Annotated in this window: 12 protein-coding genes; 7 read left to right on the top strand and 5 right to left on the bottom strand. The window is 61.6% G+C overall.

Annotation, left to right across the window (positions count from 1 at the left end; genetic code table 11):
* Positions 1-7 precede the first annotated feature (7 nt).
* The 3 genes from LOY50_RS24525 (at position 8) to LOY50_RS24515 (ending at position 1,964) form a co-directional block, all read left to right on the top strand.
* Entirely contained in the window at positions 8-409 is a 402-nt protein-coding gene (locus tag LOY50_RS24525; RefSeq protein WP_018600956.1) for a type IV pilin protein, read from the top strand.
* A gap of 56 nt (positions 410-465) precedes the next feature.
* The gene (gene thiO, locus LOY50_RS24520; protein WP_258689405.1) at positions 466-1,566 is read left to right on the top strand and encodes a glycine oxidase ThiO; all 1,101 of its coding nucleotides are present in this window, start codon (positions 466-468) and stop codon (positions 1,564-1,566) included.
* Between the two features lie 257 nt (positions 1,567-1,823).
* Entirely contained in the window at positions 1,824-1,964 is a 141-nt protein-coding gene (locus LOY50_RS24515; protein ID WP_258691289.1) for a hypothetical protein, read from the top strand.
* A 321-nt stretch (positions 1,965-2,285) separates the two neighbouring features.
* Here the strand turns inward: LOY50_RS24515 and LOY50_RS24510 are convergent, their stop codons facing one another.
* Positions 2,286-2,474: a nucleoid-structuring protein H-NS gene (locus LOY50_RS24510; protein WP_253478679.1), complete on the bottom strand. Its 189-nt coding sequence runs from the start codon at positions 2,472-2,474 to the stop codon at positions 2,286-2,288.
* A 311-nt stretch (positions 2,475-2,785) separates the two neighbouring features.
* Between LOY50_RS24510 and LOY50_RS24505 the strand changes: the two genes are divergently transcribed.
* Positions 2,786-3,151, top strand: a complete 366-nt coding sequence (locus tag LOY50_RS24505; RefSeq protein ID WP_253469487.1) for a DUF6124 family protein — start codon at positions 2,786-2,788, stop codon at positions 3,149-3,151.
* 91 nt (positions 3,152-3,242) lie between these two features.
* Here LOY50_RS24505 and LOY50_RS24500 read toward each other — a convergent pair whose 3' ends face one another.
* From LOY50_RS24500 to LOY50_RS24485, 4 genes are all read right to left on the bottom strand, one after another.
* Complete coding sequence (locus tag LOY50_RS24500) at positions 3,243-4,589, bottom strand: sigma-54 dependent transcriptional regulator (protein WP_253469484.1); 1,347 nt, start codon at positions 4,587-4,589, stop codon at positions 3,243-3,245.
* The gene (locus tag LOY50_RS24495) at positions 4,586-6,175 is read right to left on the bottom strand and encodes a nitrogen regulation protein NR(II) (protein WP_258689404.1); all 1,590 of its coding nucleotides are present in this window, start codon (positions 6,173-6,175) and stop codon (positions 4,586-4,588) included. The genes LOY50_RS24500 and LOY50_RS24495 overlap by 4 nt, the downstream gene beginning before the upstream one ends.
* The gene (locus LOY50_RS24490; protein WP_014340265.1) at positions 6,165-6,398 is read right to left on the bottom strand and encodes a PP0621 family protein; all 234 of its coding nucleotides are present in this window, start codon (positions 6,396-6,398) and stop codon (positions 6,165-6,167) included. Before LOY50_RS24490 ends, LOY50_RS24495 begins: the two co-directional genes overlap by 11 nt.
* A 124-nt stretch (positions 6,399-6,522) precedes the next feature.
* Positions 6,523-7,539 carry an outer membrane protein assembly factor BamD gene (locus LOY50_RS24485; protein WP_003205698.1) on the bottom strand — a complete coding sequence of 339 codons (1,017 nt, stop codon included), beginning with the start codon at positions 7,537-7,539 and terminating at the stop codon, positions 6,523-6,525.
* A gap of 150 nt (positions 7,540-7,689) precedes the next feature.
* Between LOY50_RS24485 and rluD the strand changes: the two genes are divergently transcribed.
* The 3 genes from rluD to clpB all read left to right on the top strand — a co-directional run bounded on the left by rluD (position 7,690) and on the right by clpB (position 12,069).
* On the top strand, positions 7,690-8,652 hold the full coding sequence (gene rluD, locus LOY50_RS24480; protein ID WP_003205696.1) for a 23S rRNA pseudouridine(1911/1915/1917) synthase RluD: 963 nt from the start codon (positions 7,690-7,692) through the stop codon (positions 8,650-8,652).
* Complete coding sequence (gene pgeF, locus LOY50_RS24475; protein WP_253469478.1) at positions 8,649-9,374, top strand: peptidoglycan editing factor PgeF; 726 nt, start codon at positions 8,649-8,651, stop codon at positions 9,372-9,374. The genes rluD and pgeF overlap by 4 nt, the downstream gene beginning before the upstream one ends.
* A 130-nt stretch (positions 9,375-9,504) precedes the next feature.
* Entirely contained in the window at positions 9,505-12,069 is a 2,565-nt protein-coding gene (clpB, locus tag LOY50_RS24470) for an ATP-dependent chaperone ClpB (RefSeq protein ID WP_214512602.1), read from the top strand.
* The last annotated feature ends 267 nt before the right edge of the window (positions 12,070-12,336 follow it).

Below are 12,336 nucleotides of genomic sequence, written 5' to 3'. Positions count from 1 at the left end.
GCAAGGCATGCGCAGATCCAACCGAGGTTTCACCTTGATCGAAATCATGATCGTGATCGCGATCATCGGTATCGTGATCACCATCGGCTATCCGAGCCTGACCGAATACATGAAGAAGGGCCGGCGTACCGAAATCGCCGGGCTGTTATCGGAGCAGGCGCAGATTCTCGAGCGCTATTACTCGAAGAATAACGTCTACACCAATGCGACCGGCCTGAGCGGCGGTAACGATTTCTACACCATTACCCCGACGCTGGCGGACCAGAGCTTCACCCTGATCGCCGTGCGCAAGAGCGGTTCGTCCATGGCGACGGACAAGTGCGGTGATTTCAGGATCAACAACACGGGCACGCGAGACGTGGTCAACCAGGCTGCCGGGCTGACCGCCAAGGATTGCTGGGGCCGCTGAGTTTCTTTTTTTGGGGTGCAGCCTTGTGCCCTCTGTCTTATGAGTCGAATCAGAACATGACCAGGCAACAGCAAGTGGTGATTGTCGGTGGCGGAGTCATCGGCCTGCTGACGGCGTTCAATCTGGCGTCCGAAGGGCAACGTGTGGTGCTGCTGGACCGTTCCAGTGTCGGCCAGGAATCGTCCTGGGCTGGCGGCGGTATCGTGTCGCCGTTGTACCCCTGGCGCTACAGCCCGGCGGTCACGGCGCTGGCCCATTGGTCGCAGGATTTTTATCCACAGCTGGGCGAGCGCTTGTTCGCCACTACCGGGATCGATCCGCAAGTGCATGTCACCGGTCTGTATTGGTTGGACCTGGACGATCAGGACGAAGCGCTGGCCTGGGCCGAACGGGAAGGCCGCCCGATGCGGGCTGTGGATATCTCGGCTGTCCACGATGCCGTGCCGGTGCTGGGCGCGGGTTTTTCCCGAGCGATCTACATGGCCGACGTGGCCAACGTGCGCAATCCGCGGTTGGTGAAGTCCCTCAAGGCTGCGTTGCTGGCGATGCCGAACGTCACGCTTCATGAGCATTGCGAAGTCAGCGGGTTCATTCGTGACGGCGGGCGCGTGGTGGGTGTGCACAGTTCTGCCGGTGAAATTCGTGGCGATGAGGTGGTGCTGGCCGCCGGTGCCTGGAGTGGCGAGTTGCTCAAGACCTTGGGCTTGAAGTTGCCGGTCGAGCCGGTCAAGGGCCAGATGATTCTGTACAAGTGCGCGTCGGATTTTCTGTCGAGCATGGTCCTGGCCAAGGGGCGTTATGCGATTCCGCGTCGTGATGGGCATATTCTGGTTGGCAGTACGCTGGAGCGCGAAGGCTTCGACAAGACCCCGACCGATACTGCGCTGGAGAGCCTGAAGGCTTCGGCACAGCAGTTGATTCCAGCGTTGGGCGGTGCCGAGGTGGTTGGGCATTGGGCTGGGTTGCGGCCTGGGTCGCCTGAAGGCATTCCTTATATCGGCGAGGTGCCGGGGGTTGCGGGGCTGTGGTTGAACTGTGGGCATTATCGCAATGGATTGGTGTTGGCGCCGGCGTCGTGTCAGTTGTTTACGGATTTGATGTTAGGGCGTGAGCCGGTGATTGATCCTGCGCCGTATGCGCCGGCGGGGCGCTTGTAAGGTCCGGCTTTGATACTGTTCCTATACTCAGATCCAATTGTGGGAGCGAGCTTGCTCGCGATGGCGGCCTTACAGTTGGCCTTGTTGATCGAGTACATATCCATTGCTGCGGTAACGGCGGCTTAGGGTTCCGCCCTGACGGCGGGTCACTTTCGAAAAGCCCGGAAGCCGGCCCAGTCGAAAGTAAGCAAAACGCTCTTGCCCCACCACTCGGTGCCTCGCCTAGGCTCGGCATGCCCTCACTCCGGCATTGCTCCGTGGGCCGCCGCGAAGGGCCATCCATGGCCCAGCGCGGCTACCTCGGCATCCATGCCGAGGTGCCCACTGCGCAATGCCTGCGTTCGGCCATCGTGGTTAACGGGGCGCCCGAGATCAACGTCCGCCCCGAGGCGGCCTAGTAGCCGACCTGGTTCTCCTGGTCGTACACCCATCAGATCTGTTTGAGCAGGACCTGTGGGAGCAAAGCTTGCTCGCGAAGGCGGCGGCACATCCAACGCTGATGCAAGCTGACCCACTGCTATCGCGAGCAAGCTCGCTCCCACATTGGATCTTCATTCAGTAGACACAAAATTTCATGTGCGCCCGGGCCTCCTGTGGGAGCGAGCTTGCTCGCGATGAGGCCAGCAAGCCCAACATTCATGTGACTGAACCATCGCCTTCGCGAGCAAGCTTTGCTCCCACAGGAGGAACGCGGTCCCCATCAAGAACCAGGTCGGCTATCAGGCCGCCTCGCGGTGGACGTTGATCTCGGGCGCCCCGTTAACCACGCTGGCCGAACGCAGGCGTTGTGGAGTGGGCATCCCGGCATGGATGCCGGGATAGCCGCGCTGGGCCATGGATGGCCCTTCGCGGCGGGCCCACGGAGCAATGCCGGAGTGAGGGCACACCGAGCCAAAGCGAGGTGCCAAGTGGTGGGGCAAAAGCGCTTTGGTTACTTTCGACTGGGCCGGCTTCCGGGCTTTTCGAAAGTGACCCGCCGTCAGGGCGGAACCCTAAGCCGCCGTAACCGCAGAAACGGATATACACACCGCCCTCACAGCCAACCACCCTTTGTGGGAATGGTCGGACAAAAATCTGATTCAAAAAGAATTTTCCGACGAGTTCTGGCGGTTGCCGGGTGGGAAGAACTCTGGCTAACCTTTTCCCGTCGCTGCCAATTCAGCGTCCGGGCGTCGCGGCCCGAAAACTTGGTAATCCATTCCCTCTTTGGAGTACCGCAATGAGTGACAAATCCCTACCACCTTCAGAAACCAATAACGCTTCTCCTGACTCCAGCCTTAACCCCAAAGGGCTTGATGAAGCCGCCAAGCGCGCCCTCGACTATTACCTCGGCCCAAAGCCCGAAACCAAAAAGAAACCCGCCTCAAACCAGTTATTCACTGTCGTGGCCGGCATCGACACCGAATGCCTCCTCACCAACCTCAGCGAAACCCTGGCTTCCGCCAACGCAACAATCAGCGACCTGGCTTTTGAGCTTGAAGGCTCGCGGCGGCATATCGCCTTGGGGGTACAGCAATTGATTGAGTTGAGTGAATTATTGGCCAATCGTGTTCTGGACGAGCGGGTACCTGTGCCGGAGGGCTAGAGAGCGACGTTACAGAGGGTGAACGCCGAACCTGTGGCAAGGGAGCAAGCTCCCTCGCCACAGGGGTAAGCGTGAGTTTCAAAACCGTGGCTCAATCCAGCCCAAGCTTCTTTAACCGATACCGCATCGACCGAAACGACAACTTCAGCCGCTGCGCCGCCGCCGTGCGGTTCCAGCGGGTTTCCTCCAACGCCTGGAGGATGAGCTTGCGCTCAACGTCTTCCAGGTAATCCTCCAGGTTGTCGACCTGCATCAAATCGGGATTGCCTGCCTCAGTAGTACTATTGCCCTCGGCCAGGCGCAGGTCATCCGCTTCAATCTGCTGCTGTTCGCAAAGGGTGTAGGCCCGTTCAAGCATGTTCTCCAGTTCCCGCACGTTGCCCGGGAAGCGGTAATTCCTGAGAGCGTCCAACGCCTGGGGATGCAACTTGACCGGTGGACTACCGGCGTTGGCTGCCAGGCGCTGAAGCATGTGATTGGCCAGCAGCTCGATGTCTTCGCGGCGTTCGCGCAACGGCGGGACGCGCAGTTCGATGACGTTCAGCCGGTAATACAAATCCTGGCGAAAGCGCCCGGCGGCGACTTCGCCGTCCAGGTCCTTGTGGGTGGCGCAGAGGATGCGCACATCCACCACTTCTTCCTGCTGGCCGCCAACGGCGCGCACGGCTTTTTCCTGGATGGCTCGCAACAGCTTGACCTGCATCGCCAAGGGCAGATCGGCCACTTCATCGAGGAACAAGGTCCCGCCATGGGCAGCCTGGAACAGCCCGGGCTTGTCCTCGATGGCGCCGCTGAAGCTGCCTTTTCGATGGCCGAAAAACTCACTTTCCATCAGCTCCGTGGGAATTGCCCCACAGTTGACCGGTACAAAGGGCAGGTTGGCCCGGGGGCCTTGTTCGTGGATCAGACGGGCGACCAACTCCTTGCCGCAGCCCGATTCCCCGCTGATGTACACCGGTGCCTGGCTGCGGGCGAGTTTTTCGATCTGCTTGCGCACGCTGAGCATCGGCGGCGAGTCGCCCAGCAGGCTGCGCTCGAGGGTGGTGCCTGGCGTGGCGACCGGCGGCAGGCGCAGGGCGCTGGTGACCAGCTCCCGCAGCCGACCCAGGTCTACCGGCTTGGTCAGGAAGTCGAAGGCGCCAGCCTTGAGGGCGTCGATGGCGGTTTCCAGGCTGCCATAGGCGGTGATCATCGCCACGGGCAGTTGGGGGTAGCGTTGCTGGATGTGTTGCACCAGTTCCAGGCCGGTGCCATCGGGCAGGCGCATGTCGGTCAGGCACAGGTCGAAGGTGTCCCCCGCCAGCAGGGCTTGGGCCTCGGCAAGGTTCTTGGCGCTGCGGGTGTCGAGTTTCATCCGGCCCAGGGTGATGTCCAGGAGTTCGCGGATGTCCGGTTCGTCATCGACGATCAGGATTCGTTGCCGTGAGCGATTATTCAAATCTGTTTCCGTCCGTGAGCAAAGGTGATGCGAAAGCAACCGCCGCCTTGGCGTGGTTTGAAGTCTAGGCGGGCCTGGTTGCTTTCGCACAGCTCACGGGACAGATAGAGCCCAAGGCCGGTGCCCTGGCTGCTGGTGGTAAAGAAGGGTTCGAACAAATGCGCCTGCTGCTCGGGGGTTACACCGGGGCCGTTGTCGATGATGTCCAGCGTGGACAGCTGGCTGTGGGGGTCGATGAACAGTTTCAGCCAGGCCTCGGCCTGTTCGTGGGCCATGGCGCTGTGGCGCCAGGCGTTGCGCAGCAGGTTGTCGAGTACCTGGGTCAACTGGTCGGGGTCCATCAGCGTGGTGTAGTCACCCGGGTCGATGCTCAGGTGCAAGTGCTGGTGCTCGGCCATGCTTTCGCGGGCCTGCCGGACGAACTGGTCGAGCCAGGTCCGCAGGTCGAGGCGTTGGGGGGTGGTTTGCTGGCGGCGAGACAGCTGCAGGACGTTTTCAATGACGCGGTTCATTCGTTGGGAGTGATCTTGAATAATCTGCGTCAGACGCCGATCCGCGTCGTTCAGTTCCTCGGATTCGCGCAGTAATTGCGCCGCGTGGCTGATGGCGCCCAAGGGGTTGCGGATTTCATGGGCGATGCCAGCAGTGAGGCGCCCGAGGGAAGCGAGTTTCAACTGCTGGGCCTGCTGGGCAACCTGGGCCAGGTCTTCAAGGAACACCAGGATCTGCTGCTGATCTTGATGCCCCAAGGCGATGAAGCTCGGTTGCAGGGTCAGGCCCGTGCCGGTAACGGTCAGGCTGGAAGGGCGCAGGCTGGGGTTGTTTCGCCACAATTGCATGCGTTCGACCAGGGCGGTGGAGTAATCGTCGAGCTGCTGGCCCACCAGGTCGTGCATGCCCAGCAGGTTCAGCGCGCTTTCGTTGGCCAATTGCACCCGACGCTCACGGTCAAGCACCAGGATGCCGGTGCGCATGCGTTGCAGGATCAGGGCGTTGAGCGCTTCCAGGCCGATCACCTCGCTGGCCCGTTGCTCGGCCAGGGTTTCGCTGGCTTCCAAGCGTCGGGTCAGGCCTTGCACCAACAGCGCGGCGGCAAAGCACAGTGCCCCGAGGGTGCCGGCCTGCAAATAACTGCTGGGACGGTTCGAGTCGCTCAAGCCAAGAAAGAAACTCGAACCGACGATGCCGAGGGTGGCGACGGCCGCGATCAACAGGCCGATGCGGCCTCGCAGCAGCGTGTTGCCGATGGCCACCGAGACAATGAGCAGGTTGCCGATGGCACTGGGCACACCGCCCGCGACGAAGAACAGCCACGAGAGCAGCAGCACGTCAGTCAGGGCCAGGCCGAACAGCCGGGCAGGGCGGCGGGTGTTCTCCAGGAACACCACCAGCAGGATATTCAGCACCAGGTACAACCAACTGCCACTGCGCAGCAGGTCGTCATTGGCGAACTCCAGCAGGCGGTTGTCCAGTTTGCTGGAGATCAGCAGCACCAGGGTGATGCCGATGCTCAGACGATAGAGGTGATAGAGACGCAGCAGGCGCTGCGCCTGTTTTTCGCGTGGGCTTGAGGCCTCAGCGCTCACGAGTGCCCGGGCCTTGCTCAAGGTGAGCCTGGCTGCAATACCATTGTTGTTCGAGGGCCAGCGCCCGGTCACGGGGCAGGTGTACGCCGCAATGGGCGCAGCGAACCATGGGCGGCGCGTCCTGCTCGCGGGGAGCGTTCGGCGCGGAGGAGGTACTCTTGAACTTGCGCCAGAACCATACCGCGGCGGCAATCAGGGCGATCCAGAACAGTAGACGAAGCATGATGGGCGGCTTTTTGGCTAGAGATCAGGCAGTTTAGCCAAGGACAGGAACGGCGCACAGCGCAATAAAACTCAGGCACAAAAAAGGGAGACCGTCGGGTCTCCCTTTTTTGAATGCCTTGGTCTCAGTCGAACAGACCAAAGGTCAGGTGGCTGAACCAGGAGCGGTCGCTGGACTCGCTTTCAGGCTCTTCTTCCTCGATCACGTCGCCATTTTCATCTTTAGGCTTGAGTTCGTTCGGGATGGCTTCCTTGGCATCCTGGAACTGGCGCTGTACGTCCTGGTTGGCGCGTGTCTCGCCTGGCGGCAGCGGTGGACGGGACTCGATCAGGCCCAGGGTCGCCTTGCTCAGCCACGAACGGTTGTCCGCTTCGTCGACCCGTGGGGTGAACTGGCCATCGACCAGGGATGGGTGATCCGGGTAGTTCAGCTTGAGGGTTTCCAGGCTGGTGGCCGCCAGTTCGTCCAGGTGCAGGCGCTGGTAGGCTTCGGTCATCACGGCCAGGCCATCACCCACCGAAGGGGTTTCCTGGAAGTTTTCCACTACGTAGCGGCCACGGTTGGCGGCGGCGACGTAGGCCTGACGCGTCAGGTAGTAGTCGGCCACGTGGATTTCGTAGGAGGCCAGCAGGTTGCGCAGGTAGATCATGCGCTGCTTGGCGTCCGGCGAGTAGCGGCTGTTGGGGAAGCGGCTGGTCAGTTGGGCGAACTCATTGTAGGAGTCGCGCGCGGCGCCCGGGTCACGCTTGGTCATGTCCAGCGGCAGGAAACGCGCCAGCAGGCCAACGTCCTGATCGAAGGAGGTCAGGCCCTTGAGGTAATAGGCGTAATCGACATTCGGGTGCTGCGGGTGCAGGCGAATGAAACGCTCGGCGGCGGACTTGGCGGCTTCCGGCTCGGCGTTCTTGTAGTTGGCGTAGATCAGCTCCAACTGGGCCTGATCGGCGTAGCGCCCGAACGGATACCGCGACTCCAGCGCCTTCAGCTTGGCGGTGGCGCTGGTATAGCTGTTGTTATCCAGGTCGTTCTGCGCCTGTTGGTACAGTTCGACTTCGCTCAGGTTTTCGTCTACGACTTCCTTCGACGAGCAAGCAGCAGTCAATGCGAGGATGGCGATCAGCAGCAGGTGTTTCACTTGCATGGCGGCTTGCGTCCCTATGACGGCCGCTGTCTTGGGCGGGGCCGTCCTGTTATGATGAGCGCCCCGTTGAAAGCCTCGGGGCAAAAGACGCCGTATTTAACCACAAGCGCGCAGCCGAAACCAAAGGCTGTGCCGACGCCCAGTCCGAGCATGTCCGATAAAATAGAACTTCGCGCAGAGGTGCCGTCCGAATTGGGCGGCCAACGCCTCGATCAAGTCGCCGCACAACTCTTTGCCGAGCACTCTCGCTCGCGCCTTTCCGCCTGGATCAAGGACGGCCGCCTGACTGTGGATGGGGCGGTGATCCGTCCGCGCGACATCGTCCACGGCGGTGCCATTCTTGAACTGACTGCCGAACAGGAGGCCCAGGGAGAATGGGTCGCCCAGGACATCGCCCTGGACATCGTCTATGAAGACGATGACATCCTGGTGATCAACAAGCCTGCGGGCCTGGTGGTGCACCCGGCTGCCGGTCATGCCGACGGCACGTTGCTCAACGCCTTGCTGCACCACGTACCGGACATTATCAATGTGCCGCGTGCCGGCATCGTCCATCGCCTGGACAAGGACACCACCGGCCTGATGGTGGTGGCCAAGACCATCCAGGCGCAGACACAGCTGGTCACACAGCTGCAAAGCCGCAGCGTCAGCCGCATCTATGAATGCATCGTGATCGGGGTCGTCACCGCCGGTGGCAAGATCAACGCCCCCATCGGTCGTCACGGCCAGCAGCGCCAGCGCATGGCGGTGATGGAGGGCGGCAAGCAGGCGGTCAGCCATTATCGCGTGCTCGAGCGTTTCCGTTCCCACACCCATGTGCGGGTCAAGCTGGAAACCGGCCGGACCCACCAGATCCGTGTGCACATGGCCCACATCAACTTCCCGTTGGTGGGCGACCCGGCCTACGGCGGTCGTTTCCGCATTCCGCCGGCTGCCAGCCAGACCATGGTCGAATCGCTGAAGAATTTCCCGCGCCAGGCGTTGCATGCACGTTTCCTGGAGTTGGATCATCCGACGACCGGCAAACGCATGAGCTGGGAATCTCCGTTGCCGGATGACTTCGTCTGGTTGCTGACGTTGCTCAAGCAGGACCGCGAGGCGTTCATCGGATGAGTGACTGGCTGACACCCGACTGGCCCGCGCCGGCCCGGGTCAAGGCCTGCGTCACGACCCGTGCGGGCGGCGTCAGCCTGGCGCCGTTCGACAGCCTCAACCTGGGCGACCATGTGGGCGACGATCCTGCGGCCGTCGCCGAAAACCGCCGTCGCCTCACTGATCAATTCGCCATCACCCCGGCCTGGCTACAGCAGGTCCACGGCATTGCCGTGGTCGAGGCTGATCCGGCCCAGGTGGCGACCGCCGATGCCAGTTGGACCGACACGCCCGGTATCGCCTGCACGGCGATGACGGCGGACTGCCTGCCTGTGCTGTTCTGCAACCGTGCGGGTACTCGCGTCGCGGCGGCCCATGCCGGCTGGCGCGGGCTGGCGAACGGCGTGCTGGAAGCCACCCTCGACAGCCTTGCCGTGCCCGCGGATGAAATCCTCGCCTGGCTCGGCCCGGCCATCGGTCCGCAAGCGTTTGAAGTCGGGCCGGAAGTGCGTGAAGTCTTCATCGCGCAACTGCCCCAGGCCGCCCAAGCCTTCGTCGCGAGCCCCAACGCCGGCAAGTTCCTGGCCGATATCTACGCGTTGGCCCGGCTGCGCCTGGCCGCACGTGGTGTCACGGCCGTCTACGGTGGCGGCCTCTGCACCGTGACCGACCCTCGTTTCTTTTCCTACCGCCGCAACCCGCGCACCGGTCGCTTCGCTTCGCTGATCTGGATCGAACGCTAGACTTCTCTGATCTGTATCAAGGGCGCCCGGCTTGAATCTTCCAGAATCGACCACATCTATAACGGTATCTGGCAGGTTTCTTCATTCAGGATGTTTCCACGGTCCGGCCTGCTCATTAGGAAGGTGACCCATGCGTATTGATCGTTTAACCAGCAAATTACAGTTGGCGCTGTCCGATGCCCAGTCCCTGGCCGTCGGCCTGGACCATCCCGGTATCGAACCGGCGCATTTGATGCAGGCCATGCTCGAACAGCAGGGCGGTTCCATCAAGCCCCTGCTGATGCAGGTCGGCTTTGACGTCAACAGCCTGCGCAAAGAGCTGGCCAAGGAACTCGACCAGTTACCCAAGATCCAGAATCCCACCGGTGACGTGAACATGTCCCAGGACCTGGCGCGGCTGCTCAACCAGGCCGATCGCCTGGCCCAACAGAAGGGCGACCAGTTCATTTCCAGCGAGCTGGTGCTGCTCGCCGCCATGGACGAGAACAGCAAGCTCGGCAAATTGTTGCTCGGCCAGGGCGTGAGCAAGAAAGCCCTGGAAAATGCCATCAACAACCTGCGTGGCGGCGAAGCGGTCAACGACGCCAACCACGAAGAGTCGCGCCAGGCGCTGGACAAATATACCGTCGACCTGACCAAGCGCGCCGAGGAAGGCAAGCTCGACCCGGTGATCGGTCGCGACGATGAAATCCGCCGCACGATCCAGGTGCTGCAACGCCGCACCAAGAACAACCCGGTGCTGATCGGTGAGCCAGGCGTGGGTAAAACCGCCATCGCCGAGGGCCTGGCCCAGCGCATCATCAACGGCGAAGTGCCGGACGGCCTCAGGGGTAAACGCCTGTTGTCCCTGGACATGGGCGCCTTGATCGCCGGTGCCAAGTACCGTGGCGAGTTCGAAGAGCGGCTCAAGGCGCTGCTCAATGAGCTGTCCAAGCAGGAAGGGCAGATCATCCTGTTCATCGACGAACTGCACACCATGGTCGGTGCGGGCAAGGGCGAAGGCTCGATGGACGCCGGCAACATGCTCAAGCCCGCGTTGGCCCGTGGCGAGTTGCACTGCGTCGGCGCGACCACGCTCAACGAGTACCGCCAATATATAGAGAAGGACGCAGCCCTTGAGCGGCGCTTCCAGAAAGTGCTGGTGGAGGAGCCGAGCGAGGAAGACACCATCGCCATCCTGCGCGGCCTTAAAGAACGCTACGAAGTTCACCACAAGGTGGCGATCACCGATGGCGCGATTATCGCGGCGGCCAAGCTCAGCCACCGCTACATCACTGACCGTCAGTTGCCGGACAAGGCCATCGACCTGATCGACGAGGCCGCCAGCCGCATCCGCATGGAAATCGACTCCAAGCCCGAAGTGCTGGATCGGTTGGAGCGGCGCCTGATTCAACTCAAGGTCGAGTCCCAGGCCCTGAAAAAAGAAAGCGACGAAGCGGCGAAGAAGCGTCTGGAAAGGTTGCAGGAAGAGATCGTTCGTCACGAGCGTGAGTATTCCGACCTCGAGGAAATCTGGAACTCGGAGAAAGCCGAAGTCCAGGGTTCTGCGCAGATTCAGCAGAAGATCGAACAGTCCCGCCAGGAACTGGAAGCGGCCCGTCGTAAAGGCGACCTCAACCGCATGGCCGAGCTGCAGTACGGGGTGATCCCGGACCTGGAGCGCAGCCTGCAAATGGTCGACCAGCATGGCAAGAGCGAAAACCAGTTGCTGCGCAGCAAGGTCACTGAGGAAGAGATTGCCGAAGTGGTCTCCAAGTGGACCGGCATTCCGGTCTCGAAAATGCTCGAAGGCGAGCGTGACAAGCTGCTGAAGATGGAAAGCCTGCTGCACCAGCGCGTGATCGGTCAGGAAGAGGCGGTGGTGGCGGTGTCCAACGCCGTGCGCCGTTCCCGTGCCGGGCTGTCGGACCCGAACCGGCCGAGCGGTTCGTTCATGTTCCTCGGCCCTACGGGTGTCGGTAAAACCGAGCTGTGCAAGGCGCTGGCCGAGTTCCTCTTCGACACTGAAGAGGCCATGGTGCGCATCGACATGTCCGAGTTCATGGAGAAACATTCCGTGGCACGGTTGATCGGTGCGCCACCGGGTTATGTCGGTTATGAAGAGGGCGGTTACCTGACCGAGGCAGTGCGTCGCAAGCCGTACTCGGTGATCCTGCTCGACGAGGTCGAGAAGGCGCACCCGGATGTGTTCAACATCCTGCTGCAAGTGCTGGAGGATGGTCGCTTGACCGACAGCCACGGGCGCACGGTGGACTTCCGCAACACGGTGATCGTGATGACCTCCAACCTGGGCTCGACGCAGATCCAGGAACTGGTGGGCGACCGCGAGGCGCAGCGCGCGGCGGTGATGGACGCGATCTCTACGCACTTCCGGCCGGAGTTCATCAATCGGGTCGACGAAGTGGTGATCTTCGAGCCATTGGCCCGTGATCAGATTGCCGGCATTACCGAGATCCAGTTGGGTCGCCTGCGCAGTCGCCTCACCGAACGTGAGCTGAAACTGCAGTTGAGCGGCGAGGCGTTGGACAAGCTGATTGCGGTGGGTTACGACCCGGTCTATGGCGCACGGCCGCTGAAGCGGGCGATCCAGCGCTGGATCGAAAACCCGCTGGCGCAGTTGATCCTGTCGGGTCGCTTCATGCCGGGCGAAACCGTGACCGGTACAGTGGAGAACGACGAAATCGTCTTCAACTGAGCCGATTTGTGGCGAGGGAGCTTGCTCCCGCTGGGGGGTGCTGTAGGAGCTGTGTAGGAGCTGTCGAGTGCAACGAGGCTGCGATCTTTCCTCTGACGCCAGGGTCTGAAGCGAAAGATCAAAAGATCGCAGCCTTCGGCAGCTCCTACACAGTCCATCGCTTGCCACAGGGCGTGTTTGCTTGGCGAGGCCATTTTTTTCATCAGGCCGTTGAACTCAAAGGAAAAGGCTTGTAAAGTGCGCCCCGCAGTCAGTCACCCCAAGGGT

Origin of the sequence: Pseudomonas sp. B21-010, from assembly GCF_024749325.1 — a bacterium.
Taxonomy (GTDB): Bacteria; Pseudomonadota; Gammaproteobacteria; order Pseudomonadales; family Pseudomonadaceae; genus Aquipseudomonas; species Aquipseudomonas kilonensis.
Note: the sequence above shows the minus strand (reverse complement) of the source record. Positions and strands in the feature narration are given on the sequence as shown.

Bases quoted from the DNA above. Each gene is read 5' to 3' on its own strand.
- LOY50_RS24525 (WP_018600956.1), top strand. From the start codon at position 8: ATGCGCAGATCCAACCGAGGTTTCACCTTGATCGAAATCATGATCGTG.
- thiO (WP_258689405.1), top strand. From the start codon at position 466: ATGACCAGGCAACAGCAAGTGGTGATTGTCGGTGGCGGAGTCATCGGC.
- LOY50_RS24505 (WP_253469487.1), top strand. From the start codon at position 2,786: ATGAGTGACAAATCCCTACCACCTTCAGAAACCAATAACGCTTCTCCT.
- LOY50_RS24490 (WP_014340265.1), bottom strand. From the start codon at position 6,398: ATGCTTCGTCTACTGTTCTGGATCGCCCTGATTGCCGCCGCGGTATGG.
- LOY50_RS24485 (WP_003205698.1), bottom strand. From the start codon at position 7,539: ATGCAAGTGAAACACCTGCTGCTGATCGCCATCCTCGCATTGACTGCT.
- rluD (WP_003205696.1), top strand. From the start codon at position 7,690: ATGTCCGATAAAATAGAACTTCGCGCAGAGGTGCCGTCCGAATTGGGC.
- pgeF (WP_253469478.1), top strand. From the start codon at position 8,649: ATGAGTGACTGGCTGACACCCGACTGGCCCGCGCCGGCCCGGGTCAAG.
- clpB (WP_214512602.1), top strand. From the start codon at position 9,505: ATGCGTATTGATCGTTTAACCAGCAAATTACAGTTGGCGCTGTCCGAT.